General features: G+C 69.5%; 11 protein-coding genes. 7 read left to right on the forward strand and 4 right to left on the reverse strand.

The features are described from left to right. The first annotated feature begins 50 nt into the window (after nucleotides 1–50). Entirely contained in the window at nucleotides 51–1,073 is a 1,023-nt protein-coding gene (locus ACVCMG_RS09345) for a hypothetical protein (protein ID WP_447113946.1), read from the forward strand. Here ACVCMG_RS09345 and ACVCMG_RS09350 read toward each other — a convergent pair whose 3' ends face one another. Beyond that, nucleotides 1,074–1,664, reverse strand: a complete 591-nt coding sequence (locus ACVCMG_RS09350) for a DNA-3-methyladenine glycosylase I (protein ID WP_447113947.1) — start codon at nucleotides 1,662–1,664, stop codon at nucleotides 1,074–1,076. Between the two features lie 121 nt (nucleotides 1,665–1,785). On the opposite strand from ACVCMG_RS09350, the gene ACVCMG_RS09355 reads away from it, so the two are divergent. Beyond that, complete coding sequence (locus ACVCMG_RS09355) at nucleotides 1,786–2,631, forward strand: DMT family transporter (RefSeq protein ID WP_447097518.1); 846 nt, start codon at nucleotides 1,786–1,788, stop codon at nucleotides 2,629–2,631. 78 nt (nucleotides 2,632–2,709) lie between these two features. Here the strand turns inward: ACVCMG_RS09355 and ACVCMG_RS09360 are convergent, their stop codons facing one another. Together ACVCMG_RS09360 and ACVCMG_RS09365 are read right to left on the reverse strand one after the other, a co-directional pair. Further along, nucleotides 2,710–3,678, reverse strand: a complete 969-nt coding sequence (locus ACVCMG_RS09360; RefSeq protein ID WP_447113948.1) for a pyridoxal-phosphate dependent enzyme — start codon at nucleotides 3,676–3,678, stop codon at nucleotides 2,710–2,712. Next, complete coding sequence (locus tag ACVCMG_RS09365; RefSeq protein ID WP_447113949.1) at nucleotides 3,675–4,691, reverse strand: aldose epimerase family protein; 1,017 nt, start codon at nucleotides 4,689–4,691, stop codon at nucleotides 3,675–3,677. Before ACVCMG_RS09365 ends, ACVCMG_RS09360 begins: the two co-directional genes overlap by 4 nt. Before the next feature lie 67 nt (nucleotides 4,692–4,758). Between ACVCMG_RS09365 and pepN the strand changes: the two genes are divergently transcribed. Beyond that, the gene (pepN, locus tag ACVCMG_RS09370) at nucleotides 4,759–7,410 is read left to right on the forward strand and encodes an aminopeptidase N (protein ID WP_447113950.1); all 2,652 of its coding nucleotides are present in this window, start codon (nucleotides 4,759–4,761) and stop codon (nucleotides 7,408–7,410) included. A gap of 87 nt (nucleotides 7,411–7,497) precedes the next feature. On the opposite strand, the gene ACVCMG_RS09375 is transcribed toward pepN, so the two are convergent. Continuing rightward, nucleotides 7,498–7,683, reverse strand: a complete 186-nt coding sequence (locus ACVCMG_RS09375; protein WP_395121002.1) for a hypothetical protein — start codon at nucleotides 7,681–7,683, stop codon at nucleotides 7,498–7,500. Between the two features lie 592 nt (nucleotides 7,684–8,275). Here ACVCMG_RS09375 and mnmG point away from each other — a divergent pair. The 4 genes from mnmG to ACVCMG_RS09395 all read left to right on the forward strand — a co-directional run bounded on the left by mnmG (nucleotide 8,276) and on the right by ACVCMG_RS09395 (nucleotide 15,452). Further along, nucleotides 8,276–10,153: a tRNA uridine-5-carboxymethylaminomethyl(34) synthesis enzyme MnmG gene (mnmG, locus tag ACVCMG_RS09380; protein WP_447113951.1), complete on the forward strand. Its 1,878-nt coding sequence runs from the start codon at nucleotides 8,276–8,278 to the stop codon at nucleotides 10,151–10,153. A gap of 83 nt (nucleotides 10,154–10,236) precedes the next feature. Further along, nucleotides 10,237–11,019, forward strand: coding sequence for an RDD family protein (locus ACVCMG_RS09385; protein ID WP_447113952.1), 783 nt, complete (start codon nucleotides 10,237–10,239; stop codon nucleotides 11,017–11,019). A gap of 144 nt (nucleotides 11,020–11,163) precedes the next feature. Next, nucleotides 11,164–13,491 carry a Tex family protein gene (locus tag ACVCMG_RS09390; protein ID WP_447113953.1) on the forward strand — a complete coding sequence of 776 codons (2,328 nt, stop codon included), beginning with the start codon at nucleotides 11,164–11,166 and terminating at the stop codon, nucleotides 13,489–13,491. Between the two features lie 113 nt (nucleotides 13,492–13,604). Next, the gene (locus tag ACVCMG_RS09395; RefSeq protein WP_447105361.1) at nucleotides 13,605–15,452 is read left to right on the forward strand and encodes an autotransporter domain-containing protein; all 1,848 of its coding nucleotides are present in this window, start codon (nucleotides 13,605–13,607) and stop codon (nucleotides 15,450–15,452) included. Nucleotides 15,453–15,478 lie beyond the last annotated feature (26 nt).

Genomic DNA, 15,478 nt, shown 5'->3' on the forward strand with positions numbered 1-15,478 from the left:
ATGGTATCGGCCACAACTCGGTGGACCAGCAACGCATACAGGGGGGCCTGATGATCGAGCTGGAAATCCAGGCCTTGTCGGAACGACGCGAGGGCCTGTTGATGGAAGTGGGCCGGCTGGTGCTGGCCAGCGGTTTCAGCCTGCAGCGGCAGCGACTGGTCCAGGACCCGCACGGCATCCTGCTGACCATGGTGGTGCGCGGGCCGCCGCGAAAAAAGCGCGCGCTGGCGGCGGCGCTGGATGCCCACGAGCGCATCATCAGTTTCGAACTGGAACCGGTCACCGAGGGCGAGGAACGCGCGCACTTCGCCGCCTCGCGCGCGCCGTCGGCGTACGTTCCGCCACCGCGGCCGGAAGCGCCGCCGGCACCGACCCCGACCCCGACCACCGCCACGCCCACGCTGCCGGTGCAGCCGGTGGTCGCCACCGAACCGGCGCTGGCCGCCTTCGACGAGGTGGCGCCGGTCAGGCTGGTCACGCCGCCGTCGGCGCGCGCACCTGCCATCGCCGCAAACCGGCCGACAGCGGAGCCCGATCCCGAATTCATGCTGCCGCCATCGCCACCGGCTCCGGCGCCGCCCGCACCCGCGGTGGTGACGGAGGCTCCGTTCGTGGAGCTGGTCCCGCTCGAACCAGACCAGGCAGCCATCGACAAGCTGCTCGCGAGACTGGCCACCGATTATCCGCGCATCATGCCGCGGCTGCAGGAGCTGGACCGCGCGGTGGCCGAAGCGGCGCGCGAACCCTCGCTGGCACTGGCTGGCCGGCGCATCGGCGCGTGGGTCGGCCAGCGCGAGCCGAATCCGGGTGGACGGCTGAACCTGGACCAGGCGATCGCACAGCTTGGCGTACCGGCCTTGCGCGCGCTGGTCGAGGTGGAGCAGGAAGGCAGCCAACTGCACATTCGCCACAGTCCGCTGTGCGGGGAAGCCGGCCACTCCGGCTGCATCTTCTTCAGCGGTTTTCTGGAGGGTCTGCTGGCGCCGGTGCTGGACGGCCGCGAGCTGTCGATCTTCGCCGTGTGCTGCCGCAGCTACGGCGCCGACGACTGCGTGCTGGCGCTGTCGGACTGATCAGCGCGCGGCGCCGCCGGCTTTGTGCCGGAAGCAGCCCACCAGGTGATCGTCGATCATCCCGGTGGCCTGCATCAGCGAGTAGCAGATGGTGCTGCCGACGAAGCGGAAGCCGCGCCTCTTCAGCGCCTTGCTCATGTGGTCGGACAGCGGCGTGCTGGCCGGCACCTCGGCAGGTTCGCGCCAGCGGTTGACGACGGTGCGGCCATCGACGAAGGACCACAGATAGCCGTCCAGACTGCCGAACTCCGCGATCGCCTCCTGCGCGGCGCGCGCGTTGTCGCGGGTCGAGTACACCTTCAGGCGATTGCGGATGATGCCCGGGTCGAGCAGCACCTTCTCCAGTTCGCGGTCGCTCATCGCGGCGACGCGGGGAATCTCGAAATCGTGGAACAGCTTGCGGTAATGCGCGCGCTTGGCCAGCACGGTGCGCCAGGACAGGCCGGCCTGGGCTCCTTCCAGGCAGAGAAACTCGAACAGGCCGCGGTCGTCGTGCAGCGGCACGCCCCACTCGGTGTCGTGGTAGGCGCACATCAGCGCGTCGTCGGCGGCGGCCCAGTGGCAGCGGGTGGGTTCGGCGCGTTTGCTCATGGCGACTTCATGTGGCTGTCGATCCGCCAACCGTAACGGAGGCCATTACACTTGTCGCCCCTCTTTTGGCCCCATGTCGATGCCGCCTTCCCCGTCACCCCAGCGCGGCGCCGTGCTGGCCATGCTCGTCACCATCGTGCTGTGGGCCTACAGCTGGATCGTGATGAAACAGGTGCTGGCCTGGGCCGGCCCGTTCGATTTCGCCGCGCTGCGCTACCTGCTTGGCGCGGGGGTGCTGTTCGTGGCCTTGCTGCTGTCGGGACGCTCGCTGCGGCCGCCGCCGCTGGGCCCGACGATCCTGATCGGACTGTGCCAGACCGCCGCTTTCCAGGGCCTGGAGCAGTGGGCGCTGCTCGACGGCGGTGCCGGCCACGTGGCCCTGCTCGCCTACACCATGCCGTTCTGGGCAGTGCTGCTGGCGTGGCTGCTGCTGGGCGACCGGCCAACGCCGCGGCACTGGCTCGGCCTGGCGCTGGCGGCCATCGGCCTGCTGTGCATCATCGAACCCTGGCGGCCGATGGGCAGCGCCGCGAGCACCGTGCTGGCCATTCTCGGTGGACTCGCCTGGGCCACCGGCACCGTGCTCAGCAAGCGCCTGTTCCAGCGCCACGCGCCGGACGTGCTCAGCCTCACTGCCTGGCAGATGCTGGCTGGCGGCGTGGTGCTGGGGTTGCTTGCGCTGGTGATGCCGCAGCGACCGCTGGTGTGGAACTGGGCCTTCATCGGCGGTCTCGCCTACAGCGCGGTACTGGCGTCGGCGGCGGCCTGGTGGCTGTGGTCGATCGTGTTGCAGCGGCTGCCGACTACGGTGGCCAGCGTGTCCAGCCTCGGCGTGCCCGTGCTCAGCGTGCTGCTGGCCTGGTGGCTGTTGCACGAGCAGCCGTCGTCACTGGAAGCCACCGGCATCGCGTTCGTGCTGCTGGGCCTGCTCGCGGTCAGCGGGCTGGGGCGCAAGGCTCAGGAGTGAGTGAAGAGGAGTGAGAAGTGAGAGAACAGCAGGGCGCGGCGATCCTGCCGCTCTCTCTCACTTCTCGCTCCTCTCCACTCACTTCCAGCTCCACGGCAAGGCCTGCAGGTCGACGTTGCCGCCGGTGATGACCACGCCGACGCGGCGACCGGCGAAGTGCGCCGGTTGCTGCAGGATCGCCGCCAGCACGGTGGCGCTGGAGACTTCCACCACCTGCTTCAGTTCAGACCACAGCAGTTGCATCGCCGCGATCGTCTCGGCGTCGCTGACGGTGATGATCTCGACATGGTGTGCGCGCAACGCGTCGAGGTTGCGCTCGCCGACCAGCGCGCGCAGGCCGTCGCAGACCGTGTCCGGCACCACCGTGGTGACGCGCTCGCCGTGCGCCATCGACTGCGCCGCGTCGTCGGCGCCGAGCGGCTCGGCGCCGAACAGCGCCAGTGCCGGGTCGATGCCGTGCGCGGCGATCGCCACGCCGCTGGCCAGCCCGCCGCCGCCGACCGGGGTGATCAACGCATCCAGTTCGGGAATCTGCTGCAACAGCTCCAGCGCGACCGTCCCCTGTCCGGCGATGACCCGGCTGTCGGCATAGGGATGCACCAGCTCCGCGCCCGTGGCGCGGCGCACCTCCTCGCACATCGCCTCGCGCGCCGCCTGGGTCGGCGCGCAGCGGTGCAGGGTGGCACCGGCGCGTTCGATCGCCGCGAGCTTGGCGCGCACCGCGCCCTCGGGCACCACCACGTGGGCGGCGATGCCGCGGGTGGCCGCGGCCAGCGCCAGCGCGTTGCCGTGGTTGCCGGAGGAATGGGTGACCACGCCGCGCGCGGCCTGCTCCTCATCCAGCGACCACACCGCGTTGCAGGCACCGCGGAACTTGAACGCACCGCCGCGCTGCAGGTGCTCGCACTTGAAATAGAGTCTGGCGCCGCTCAGCGCATCCAGCGCCGGGCTGCACATCACCGGCGTCACCCGCGCATGCGGCGCGATGCGCGTGGCCGCGGCGCGAACCTGCGCCAGCTCGGGAAGCTCTTCGATGGAATGGCTCATGCGCCGACGACCTCGATGCCGCAACGGAAATGGCGCGTGGCGCCGGGTGCCAGCGCGATCGCGTCGGCGCACTCGGGCCGGTTGAACGCATCGGCCATGCACTCCATCGGCTCCAGCGCGACCGCGCGGCGCACGTCGCGCGCCACCGTGTCGGCGGTGAACGCGTGCATCACGCCGCGCTCCTGCCACAGCGCGAGCGCGAAGCCGTGCGATGGATCGCCCAGGCGGGTGCGGATGCGGCCGTCGGCATCGGCTTCGAGATCGGTGTAGCCCTGGTCGAGGATGCTGTCGCCGATCTGCCGTGGCTCGCGGAAATCCAGCGCCGGCGCATCGTCGAGCGCGACGTAGGCGGCGGCGCCGGGCAGTGCGATCAGGTCGGCGCCGGTGCGGATCAGCGTCTGCGCGGGAATCTGCAGCGGCCAGTCGTCGACCAGGCCACCGCCAGGCAGCCGGAAGTACGGATGCCAGCCGAAGAAGCACGGGGCGAGAGTGTCGCCGACGTTCTTCATGCACGCGTCCAGGCCGAGCCCGGCATCATCCAGGGTGAACTCGACCGCCAGGTCGATCGCGTGCGGGTAGCCCGGGCGCGGACGAATCGCCGCGGTGGTCAACCGCACGCTGGCGGCGGTATCGGTGGCGGCCAGTTGCTCGATCTCGAACAACGCATCGCGCACGAAGCCGTGACGGCTGGCCCGTTCGCTGCCGGTCACGCCGGGATCGAGATCCTGCGCCACGCCGTCGAAGCGGTAGCGCGCATCGGCGACGCGACCGGCGAAGGGCACCATGATCGCGAAGCGCGAGCCCGGGCGGCGCTGCACCTCGTCGGCATCGTGGTAGCCGTCGGCCAGGTCGTGCAGGCCGTCGCCGAAAGGCACCTCGAAACCGAGCAGGGCGGCGCCATGCAAGGCCACGCGCACGTGGCGGTTTCCCGCGTGATCGTGCAACGCCACGACGGGCTGCGGGCCCAGCCAGGAACGCTCCACGCCGTAGCGGGTCGAGCCGGAAGCAGTCACCGGATTCTCCTGCGGTTGAACTTGCCCATGTTAGCCTGATCCATCCCCCACCCACGTTGTTCCGCTCATGCACGCACTTCCCCAGCAAGCCGGTCCGGTGATCCGGCTGCGCGATTACCAGCCGCCCGCCTGGCGCGTCGAGTCGATCGAACTGGAGGTCGAGCTCGGCATCGACGCCAGCGAAATCGCCGCACGCCTGCACCTGCGCCGCGATCCGGCGCAACCCCTGCCGCTGCGGCTGGATGGCGAGAACCTGCAACTGGTGTCGATCGCGCTCGATGGTCGCCAGCTGGATACCGAGGCGTACCGCTACGACGGCAGCGTGCTGGAAATCGACGGCGCGCACGACGGCAGCGTGCTGGAAACCCGTGTCCGCGTGCACCCGGCCGCCAACACCGCACTGGAGGGCCTGTACCTGTCCGGCCCGCGCGAGAGCGGCTTCCTGCTCACGCAGTGCGAGGCCGAGGGCTTTCGCCACATCACCTTCTTCCCCGACCGCCCCGACGTGCTGTCGACCTACACCGTGACCCTGCGTGCCGACCGCACCCGTTTCCCGGTGCTGCTGGCCGGCGGCAATCCGGCCGGCGCCGGCGAGCTGGAGGACGGCCGGCACTGGGCGCGATTCGTCGATCCGCACCCGAAACCGAGCTACCTGTTCGCGTTGGTCGCCGGCCACCTGGAAAGCATCGGGCGCGACTATCGCACCGCCGACGGCCGCGCCGTGCAGCTGAAGATCTGGGCCGAGGCCGACGCGATCGACCGTTGCGGCTATGCGCTGGACGCACTGGAACGCGCCATGCGCTGGGACGAGCAGCGCTACGGGCGCAACTACGACCTCGACGTGTTCCACGTCGTCGCCACCCACGATTTCAACATGGGCGCGATGGAGAACAAGGGCCTCAACATCTTCAATGCGAAATACCTGCTGGCCGATCCGGACTCCACCACCGACGACGAGTACCGTCACGTCGAGGCGGTCGTCGCACACGAGTACTTCCACAACTGGAGCGGCAACCGCGTCACCTGCCGCGACTGGTTCCAGCTCAGCCTGAAGGAAGGCCTCACGGTGTTCCGCGAGCAGAGCTTTTCGGCCGACATGAATTCCGCGCCGCTCAAGCGCATCGAGGACGTCGCCCTGCTGCGCCGCGCGCAGTTCCCCGAGGACGCCGGCCCGCTGGCCCATCCGGTGCGCCCGGCGCAGTACAGCGAGATCAACAACTTCTACACGGCCACGGTGTACGAGAAAGGCGCCGAGCTGGTGCGCATGCTGGCCGGGCGGCTCGGCGCGGATGGTTTCCGCCGCGGCATGGACCTGTATTTCGAACGCAACGACGGTCGCGCCGCCACGCTGGAGGATTTCCTCGGCGCGCTGGGCGAAGCCAACGGCGTCGATCTGATGGCGTACCTGGCCTGGTACGGCCAGAGCGGCACGCCGCGGCTGCGCGCGCACGGCCAGCACGACGCTGCACGCCGCGAGTACACGTTGACTCTCGGCCAGCACGCGGCGGCCGTCGCCGGCCAGTCGGCCCGCGCGCCGCTGCCGATTCCGGTGAAGCTGGCCCTGTTCACGAGCGACGGCCGCATGCTGCCGCTGCAACTGGCCGGCGAGGCGAACGACGCCGGCAATGAACGCGTGGTGGTGCTGGAACAGGCCGAGCAGGCACTGGTGTTCACCGGCGTGGACGCGCCGCCGGTGCCATCCCTGCTGCGCGGCTTTTCGGCCCCGGTGATCCTGGAATGCGACTACACCCCGGCCGAACTGGCGCTGCTGCTGGCGCACGACCCGGATGGTTTCAACCGCTGGGAAGCGGGCCAGCTGCTGGCCGCACGCGCCTACGAGAACCTGCGCGACGGCGGCACCGACACCTCGTTGCAGGCCTGGGGTGATGCGCTGGCCCGCCTGTTCGCCGACGGCAACATGGACGATGCCCTGCTGGCCGACCTGCTCACCCCGCCGGGCGAGATCGAACTGGCCGAACGCGAAGGCGCGGTCGATCCCGAGCGCATCCACCAGCTGCGCCAGGCCTTGCAACGCAGGCTGGCCGAACGGCTCGGCGCCGACGCGCTGGAGCAGCGCTATCGCACGCTGGCCGCACGCCGCTCGACCGCGCTGGATGCCGCCAGCCAGGCCAGCCGTCGACTCAGCCGCCGCCTGCTGGAGTTGCTGGAGGCCTGCGCCAGCGAACGCGTGCAGCCATTGGCCGCGGCGCAGTACCACGACGCGCCGGGCATGACCGACCGCCTCGCCGCGCTCGCGGTGCTGGTGCGCGGCCAGTCCGCTGCGGGCGAACAGGCGCTGGCGGACTATCGCGAGCGCCATGCCGGCAATGCACTGGCGCTGGACAAGTGGTTTGCGGTGCAGGCGCAGTTGCCCGGCAACGCGGCGCTGCCGCGCGTGATGCGACTGGAAAAGGACCCGGCGTTCACCCTGCACAACCCGAACCGGGTGCAGTCGCTGCTGGGCTCGTTCGTGCGCGGCAACCCCAGCGGATTCCATCGCGCCGACGGCGCCGGCTATCGGTTCCTGACCGAGCGGCTGGGTACGCTGGACGCGCTCAACCCGCAGGTGGCGGCGCGCCTGGCCACGGCGTTCAACGGATGGCAGCGGCTGGAACCGGGGCGCCGTGCGCTGGCGCGGACGGCGATTGCGGAGCTGGCCGGCAGCGCCGGCCTGTCACGCAACCTGGGCGAAATCATCGGCAACGTGCTGAACCACTGAAATCCGCGCGACGCATGCGGGCAGCGGCCGATCGCTTCGGCTGCCTGGCGCGCACGGCATCGACGCCGCGCGGCGGCAGCCGGCATTTCAGACGGCCAGGTGGTCCAGCGCCTCGAGCAGGCTCTGCATGCGCGATTCCAGGTCCGGCTGCATGTCGTCGCGCACGTCGTTGTCGAACTCGCTCAGGTGATCCATCGCCATCTCCACCTCGCCGATCTCGACCAGCAGGTCGTGATGCGGATAGACGGGCTGGAAATCGAAGTTCATGTCCATGGCGAATTCCTGAATGGGTCAATGGGTGGGTAGTGATGAACAAGCATCACCCGTGCCAATGTGTGATTCCCGTCACAGCCAACCTGCCGCGTCTGCCGCGACACTGACGTCCCGCGTCAGCTGTTGCCGCGAGCCGGCATAAAGTCCCCTTTCAGTCACCCTTCGTTCACGCGTTTCCGGCGAAGATCAACCTCACGTTTCACCTTCGAATTCCCATCGCTTTCTGGCGCCCGGCAATACGGTCATCCTGGATTCCCCCTGTTCCTGAGACCGCCTGGCGCCAGATCTACATGACACGAAGCCCCGCGCATGCCGCGGGGCTTCGTGTTTCCGGGCCTGGCGTCGCATCGCGCATCCACCGGCGCCACTAAAGACGACGGCACCCGAAGGTGCCGTCTTGCTTCCTCTCACGGTACGCGATCGAACCCCTGTCCGCTCGACCTCGGCGCGCGATCCTCGCGCAGCGTCTGCCCATGAAAGTGCAAGCCGGATGAAGCACGATCCATGCCACTTTCAGGCAATCTTCGACGGCAGACGTATCGCGTTACCATGACGCCCACTTTTGTCACTTTTGCGCGCTCCGGGCAACAGCATGCGTCACCCCACCTGCTACGACGTCATCGTGATCGGCGGCGGCCACGCCGGCACCGAGGCCGCGCTGGCCGCCGCGCGCACCGGCGCGCGCACCCTGCTGCTCAGCCACAGCATCGAGACGATCGGCCAGATGAGCTGCAATCCGGCCATCGGCGGCATCGGCAAGGGCCACCTGGTGAAGGAGATCGACGCGCTGGGCGGTGCCATGGCCCACGCCGCCGACCTTGCCGGCATCCAGTGGCGCACGCTGAACGCCTCGAAGGGCCCGGCCGTGCGCGCCACCCGCTGCCAGGCCGACCGTGCGCTGTACAAGGCGGCGATCCGGCGCATGGTGGAAACCCAGCCGAACCTCGAACTGTTCCAGCAGGCGGTGGACGACCTGATCATCGAGAACGGCCGCGTCTGCGGCGTGGTCACCCAGATGGGACTCGCCTTCGACGCGCGCACGGTGGTGCTTACCGCCGGCACGTTCCTCGCCGGCAAGATCCACATCGGCCAGGCGCAGTACGCCGGCGGGCGCGCCGGCGATCCGCCGGCCAGCACGCTGGCGCAAAGGCTGCGCGAGCTGCCGGTCGCCGCCGACCGGCTGAAGACCGGCACGCCGCCCCGCATCGACAGCCGCAGCATCGACTTCAGCGGGCTGGAAGAACAGCACGGCGACGATCCCGCGCCGGTGTTCTCCTATCTCGGCAACCGCGCCGAGCATCCGCGCCAGGTCAGCTGCTGGATCACCCACACCAGCGAGCGCACCCACGAGATCATCCGCGGCGCGCTGGACCGCTCGCCGCTTTACACCGGCCAGATCGAGGGCGTCGGCCCGCGCTACTGTCCGTCGATCGAGGACAAAGTGGTGCGCTTCGCCGAGAAGTCGTCGCACCAGATCTTCATCGAGCCGGAAGGACTGGACACGTTCGAGATCTATCCGAACGGCATCTCCACCTCGCTGCCCTACGACGTGCAACTGGCGCTGGTGCACTCGATCCCCGGCTTCGAGCACGCCCACATCACCCGCCCCGGCTACGCCATCGAGTACGACTACTTCGATCCGCGCGGACTTCACCCCTGGCTCGAAACGAAGGCGATCCCCGGCCTGTACTTCGCCGGCCAGATCAACGGCACCACCGGCTACGAGGAAGCCGCCGCGCAAGGCCTGCTCGCCGGGCTCAACGCCGCGCTGGCCGTGCAGGGCAAGGCACCGTGGTATCCGCGCCGCGACGAGGCATACATCGGCGTGCTGATCGACGACCTCACCAGCAACGGCACCATCGAGCCGTACCGCATGTTCACCTCGCGCGCCGAATACCGCTTGCACCTGCGCGAGGACAACGCCGACCTGCGCCTGACCGAGCAGGGGTTCGCGCTGGGCGTGGTGCCGCCGGCACGCGTCGAGGCGCTGCGCGCCAGGCGCGAGGCGGTCGAGCGGGAACTGCAGCGCCTCGGCGGCCTGTGCGCCGCGCCGGCCAATGCACTGGGTGCGGCGCTCGAGCGCCAGCTCGGCATCGCGCTCAGCCGCGAAACCAGCGCGGTCGACCTGCTGCGCCGGCCCGAACTCGACTACGCCAGCCTCGCCGGCGTGCCCGGGTTCGGCCCGCCGGTGGCGCGCCAGGACGTGGCGGCGCAGGTCGAGGTGCAGGTGAAGTACGCCGGCTATCTCGAACGCCAGCGCGAAGAGATCGAGCGCCAGCGCCGGCACGAACACACCGCGATCCCGGCCGACTTCGACTATGACAAGGTGCGCGGGCTGTCGGCGGAAGTGCTGCTCAAGCTCAAGCGCTCGCTGCCGGCGACGCTGGGCCAGGCCGCGCGCGTCAGCGGCGTCACTCCCGCGGCGATCTCGCTGCTGCTGGTCCACCTGAAGCGCCGCGACGCAGCCTGAGAATCGCCCCCTGCTCCCGGCACAGCGCCGGCGCGCACACTCATGGCATCATGCGCACTCCACACAGCCCCGGGGAGTGCGCAATGGAAATCTGGATCGGCCGCGACGGCGAACGGCATGGGCCATACAAGGAAAGTGACGTGCGCGAGTGGTTGCGCAGCGGCAAGGTCAGCCCCGACGATCTCGCCTGGTACGAAGGCCTCGCCGACTGGCAGCCGCTGTCGGTACTGTTCCGCGACGCGGTACCGGCCGCCACTCCGCCTGCCGGCAACCCCTACGCGGCACCGGCCACCCCGCTGCAGGCGCTGCCGCAGACCACCGCCGCGGTGCTGGAGGATTACGCCGGCTTCTGGAAGCGGTTGGCGGCCTACATCCTCGACGCGATCGTGCTGTATATCCCCAACAACCTGGTGATCATGCGCTCGATGGGCGACGGTGCCGCGCAGGAAACGATGAAGCAGGCGATGATGGCGGCGCCCGGCGATCCGCACGTGATGCTCGCCGCCTACGGCCAGTACTACGCGACGATGGGCACGGCGATCCTGCTCACCGCCGTGCTGACCTGGCTCTATTTCGCCGTGTGCGAAAGCTCGCCGTGGCAGGCCACGCTGGGCAAGCTGGCGCTGGGCATCCGCGTCACCGACCTCGAAGGCCGGCGGATCAGCTTCTGGCGGGCACTGGGCCGCTACCTGGCCAAGTTCCTCAGCACGATCATCCTCTTCATCGGCTTCATGATGGCCGGCTGGACGCGCCGCAAGCAGGCCCTGCACGACATGCTCTGCAGCACTCTGGTGCTCAACGGCCGCGCCAGCGAGTTCAAGCCGGATGCCACTGCAACCGGCAAGAGCAACTCCTTCAGCGCCTGATCGGCCTTGCTCCACGCACGGCGCCGCGGTTCGTCCGCGGCGCCGTTTTCATTGGCGCGCCGACGATTCCCGGGCGCTTGTTATCATCAACGGCTTGACCTTTTCATTCGGCGGCACCGCGCCGCCGCCAGGAACGCTCCACCCATGCCCAGCATCGAACAACGCATTGCCCACGACATCGCCGCGAAGACCGAACAGGTGCGCGCGGCGGTGGACCTGCTCGACGGCGGCGCCACCGTGCCGTTCATCGCGCGCTACCGCAAGGAAGTCACCGGCGGCCTCGACGACACCCAGCTGCGCCTGCTGGAAGAACGCCTGCGCTACCTGCGGGAACTGGAAGAACGCCGCGCGGCGATCCTCGCCAGCGTCGAGGAACAGGGCAAGCTCGACGACGCCTTGAAGGCGGACATCCTCGCCGCCGACACCAAGGCGCGGCTGGAGGATCTGTACCTGCCGTACAAGCCCAAGCGCCGCACCAAGGCGCAGATCGCCCGCGAGGCCGGGCTGGAACCGCTGGCGACTGGTCTGCGCGAGGACCCCACGCGATCGCCGGAGGCCTTCGCCGAAGCGTTCGTGGATGCGGACAAGGGCGTGGCCGACGTGCGCGCCGCACTCGACGGCGCGCGCGCAATCCTGATGGAAGCGATCGCCGAGGACGCGCACCTGGTCGGCGAGCTGCGCGACTGGCTGTGGTCGCAAGGGCAGATTCGCGCCAAGGTGGTCGCGGGCAAGGAGAACGAAGGCGCCAAGTTCCGCGACTACTTCGACCACGTCGAGCCGATCGGCAAGATTCCCTCGCACCGCCTGCTGGCGCTGATGCGTGCGCGCAACGAGGGCGTGATCGAACTGGAACTGGCGCCCGCCGCCGACAGCGAACAGGGCCACGCCGAGGGCGAGGGCCGCGTCGCGGCGCACGCGAACATCCACGACCGCGGTCGTGCCGCCGACGCCTGGCTGCGCGAGACCGTGCGCCTGACCTGGCGCGTAAAGCTGCACCTGCACCTCACGCTGGACCTGTTCGGCCGCGTGCGCGAAGGCGCCGAGGACGAGGCGATCCGCGTGTTCGGCGACAACCTGAAGGACCTGATGCTGGCCGCGCCGGCCGGCGCCAAGACCGTGATGGGGCTCGATCCCGGCATCCGCACCGGCTGCAAGGTGGCGGTGGTCGACGCCACCGGCAAGCTGCTGGCCACCGACACGATCTACCCGCTGGAGCCGCGGCGGCAGTGGAACGAATCGCTGGTTTCGCTGGCGAAGCTGTGCAAGCAGCACAACGTCGACCTGATCGCGATCGGCAACGGCACCGGCTCGCGCGAGACCGACAAGCTGGCCGGCGAGCTGATCAGGAAGCTGGCCGACGCGAAGCTGTCGAAGATCGTGGTGAGCGAGGCCGGTGCCTCGGTGTATTCGGCCTCCGAACTCGCCGCGAAGGAGTTCCCCGGACTGGACGTGAGCCTGCGCGGCGCCGTCTCGATCGCGCGCCGCCTGCAGGACCCGCTGGCCGAGCTGGTCAAGATCGAACCGAAGGCGATCGGCGTGGGCCAGTACCAGCACGACGTGAACCAGATCAAGCTGGCGCGCGCGCTGGACGCCAAGGTGGAGGACTGCGTCAACGCCGTCGGCGTGGACGTGAACACCGCCTCGGCCGCGCTGCTCGCGCGCGTGGCCGGGCTGTCCGCTTCGGTGGCCGAGAATGTGGTGAAGCACCGCGATGCGAACGGCCCGTTCCCGAACCGCAAGGCGCTGCTGAAGGTGCCGCGGCTCGGCGACAAGGCCTTCGAGCAGTGCGCCGGTTTCCTGCGCGTGCCCGACGGCGACAACCCGCTGGACGCCAGCGCGGTGCATCCGGAAGCCTACCCGGTGGTCGAGCGGATCATCGCCCAGTGCTGCCGCGAGGTGCGCAACATCATCGGCGACGCCGGCTTCCTGCGCGGGCTCAAGCCCGAGCAATTCACCGATGAAAAGTTCGGCGTGCCGACCGTGCGCGACATCCTGAAAGAGCTGGAAAAGCCCGGGCGCGACCCGCGCCCGGAGTTCGTGGCGCCGCGCTTTGCCGAAGGCGTCGAGGACGTGAAGGATCTGAAGCCCGGGATGATCCTGGAAGGCCGCGTCACCAACGTCGCCGCATTCGGTGCCTTCGTCGACATCGGCGTGCACCAGGACGGCCTGGTGCATGTCTCGGCGCTGTCGCACAGCTTCGTGAAGGACCCGCGCGACGCGGTGAAGGCCGGCGACATCGTCAAGGTCAAGGTGATGGAGGTGGACCTTCCGCGCCAGCGCATCGGCCTCAGCATGCGCCTGGACGACGAACCGGGGCAGGCGCGCGGCAGCCGTCCGGGCGCCGGCAGCGATGCCCGTGGCGGCTCGCGCGACGGCCGCGGCCCGCGTCCGGGGGGCGGCGCACCCAAGCCCGCGGCCGCGCCCGCCAGCAACGCTTTCGCCGACGCGTTCGCGCGCGCCGGCAAGCGCTGAAGCGCCGACCACCATCCGCCTGCGGCGGCGATGCGCTGCAGCATGCGGTTCCGTATGGAATACCGTACCGTAACCCGCAACGAACAAGGCCATCCCGGCCGAGGAGTACTTCCATGCTTCGCACCCGCCATCTGGCCGGCGCCATCGCAACCGCCATGCTGTTCAGCACGGCCGCCGCAGCCGCCGATTTCAGCAACGTCATCGTCTTCGGCGACAGCCTGAGCGACAACGGCAACATCTCGCTGGCCAGCGCACCGACGATCCAGCCGCCGCTGCGCTTCACCACCAACCCGGGCACCACCGCGGCGGAGAACGTGGCGACGGGCCTGGGCTTCACGCTGGCGCCGTCGGCGGCCGGCGGCACCGACTACGCCTGGGGCGGCGCGGGCTTCGTCAACAACGTCGCCGCGGTACCGACCATCGCCCAGCAGCTGCAGATGTACCTCGGCGCGAACGGCGGCAAGGCCGACTCGCGTGCGCTGTACCAGGTCTGGGGCGGCGCCAACGACATCTTCTACCTGAGCGGTACGCTGAGCGATCCGAACGCGATCTCCGCCGGCGCGGTCAATGCGGCGCAGACCGAGCTTGGCGTGCTCGCCGGCCTGCAGGCGGCCGGCGCGAAATACGTGCTGGTCTACAACCTGCCCGATCTCGGCAAGACCCCGCAGGCCGCGCTCGGCGGCGCCACCGCACAGGCCGGCGCCAGCCAGCTCGCCGTGCTCTACAACGGCGTGCTCAACAGCGGCCTGGCGCAACTGAGCAACAACGGCCTGAACATCATCCCGGCGAACACCTACGCGCTGCTCAACGAAGTGATCGCCAACCCGGGCGCCTACGGTTTCAGCAACGTCACCGCGCCGGCCTGCGGCGCCGGTTCCAGTTCGGTGCAGTGCGGCCCGCAGGGCTCGGGCCTGCCGTACAGCTACGCGGCCGGCGCCGACCAGACCTACCTGTTCGCCGACGGCGTGCACCCGACCACCGCCGCCCACGCCATGCTGGGCCAGTACGTGCTGTCGGTGATCCACGCGCCGGAGCAGATCTCGCTGCTCGGCGAAGCGCCGCTGGCGGCCAGCGCCGTGCAGAACCGCGTGATGCGCGACCAGATGCTGACCACCGGCAAGGACGGCGACGTGCGCACCTTCGTCAACATCGACTACGCCCGGCAACGCTTCGACGCCAGCAACAACTCGCCGCGCACCAACAGCGACAACCTCAACTTCACCCTGGGCGCGAACTATTTCGCCGGCGAGCACGTCACTGCCGGCGTGGCGCTCGGCGTCGGCCAGCACAACGCCGACTTCTCCGGCGGCGGCGGCTACAAGCTGCAGGACGTCAGCGGCCTGGGCTACGTCGGCTACCACAACGGTGGCGGCTACGTGGGCGGCTACGTCAACTTCGGCCAGTCCAACTTCAAGGACATCGAGCGCCGCATGAACATCGGCGCGATGCAGCGCACCGAGACCGGCAAGACCGACGGCTCGCACCTTGGCGGCGGCGTCACCGGCGGCTGGTGGTTCGAGCTGGGCAACGACTTGCAGACCGGCCCGTTCGCCACCGTCGACTGGGAGACCGTGAAGATCAGCGGCTACAGCGAGAGCGGCAACGACAGCAGCGCGATGTGGTTCGGCCGCCAGCAGCGCGACTCGCTGATATCCACCCTGGGCTGGCGCCTGCGCGGCCAGTGGCAGGTCAACAACCTGGTGATGTCGCCGTATGCCGAACTGGGCTGGAACCACGACAGCAAGGCCGATGCACGTGAGGTCCGCGCCGGCCTCAACAGCATGAACGGCAGCTTCGCGCTGACCGGCTTCAGCCCCGACCAGAGCTGGGGCGCCGCCACGCTGGGGCTGTCCGCCCGGCTGACCCCCAGCGTGCAAAGCTGGATCGGCTACAGCGGCCGCTTCGGCGACAACAGCCAGAAGTACAACAGCGTCAACATGGGCGTGCGGATCGATCTCTGATCCGGCCAGGCCGCGACTCGGCCGGC

Source organism: Rhodanobacter sp. UC4451_H18, from assembly GCF_052978225.1.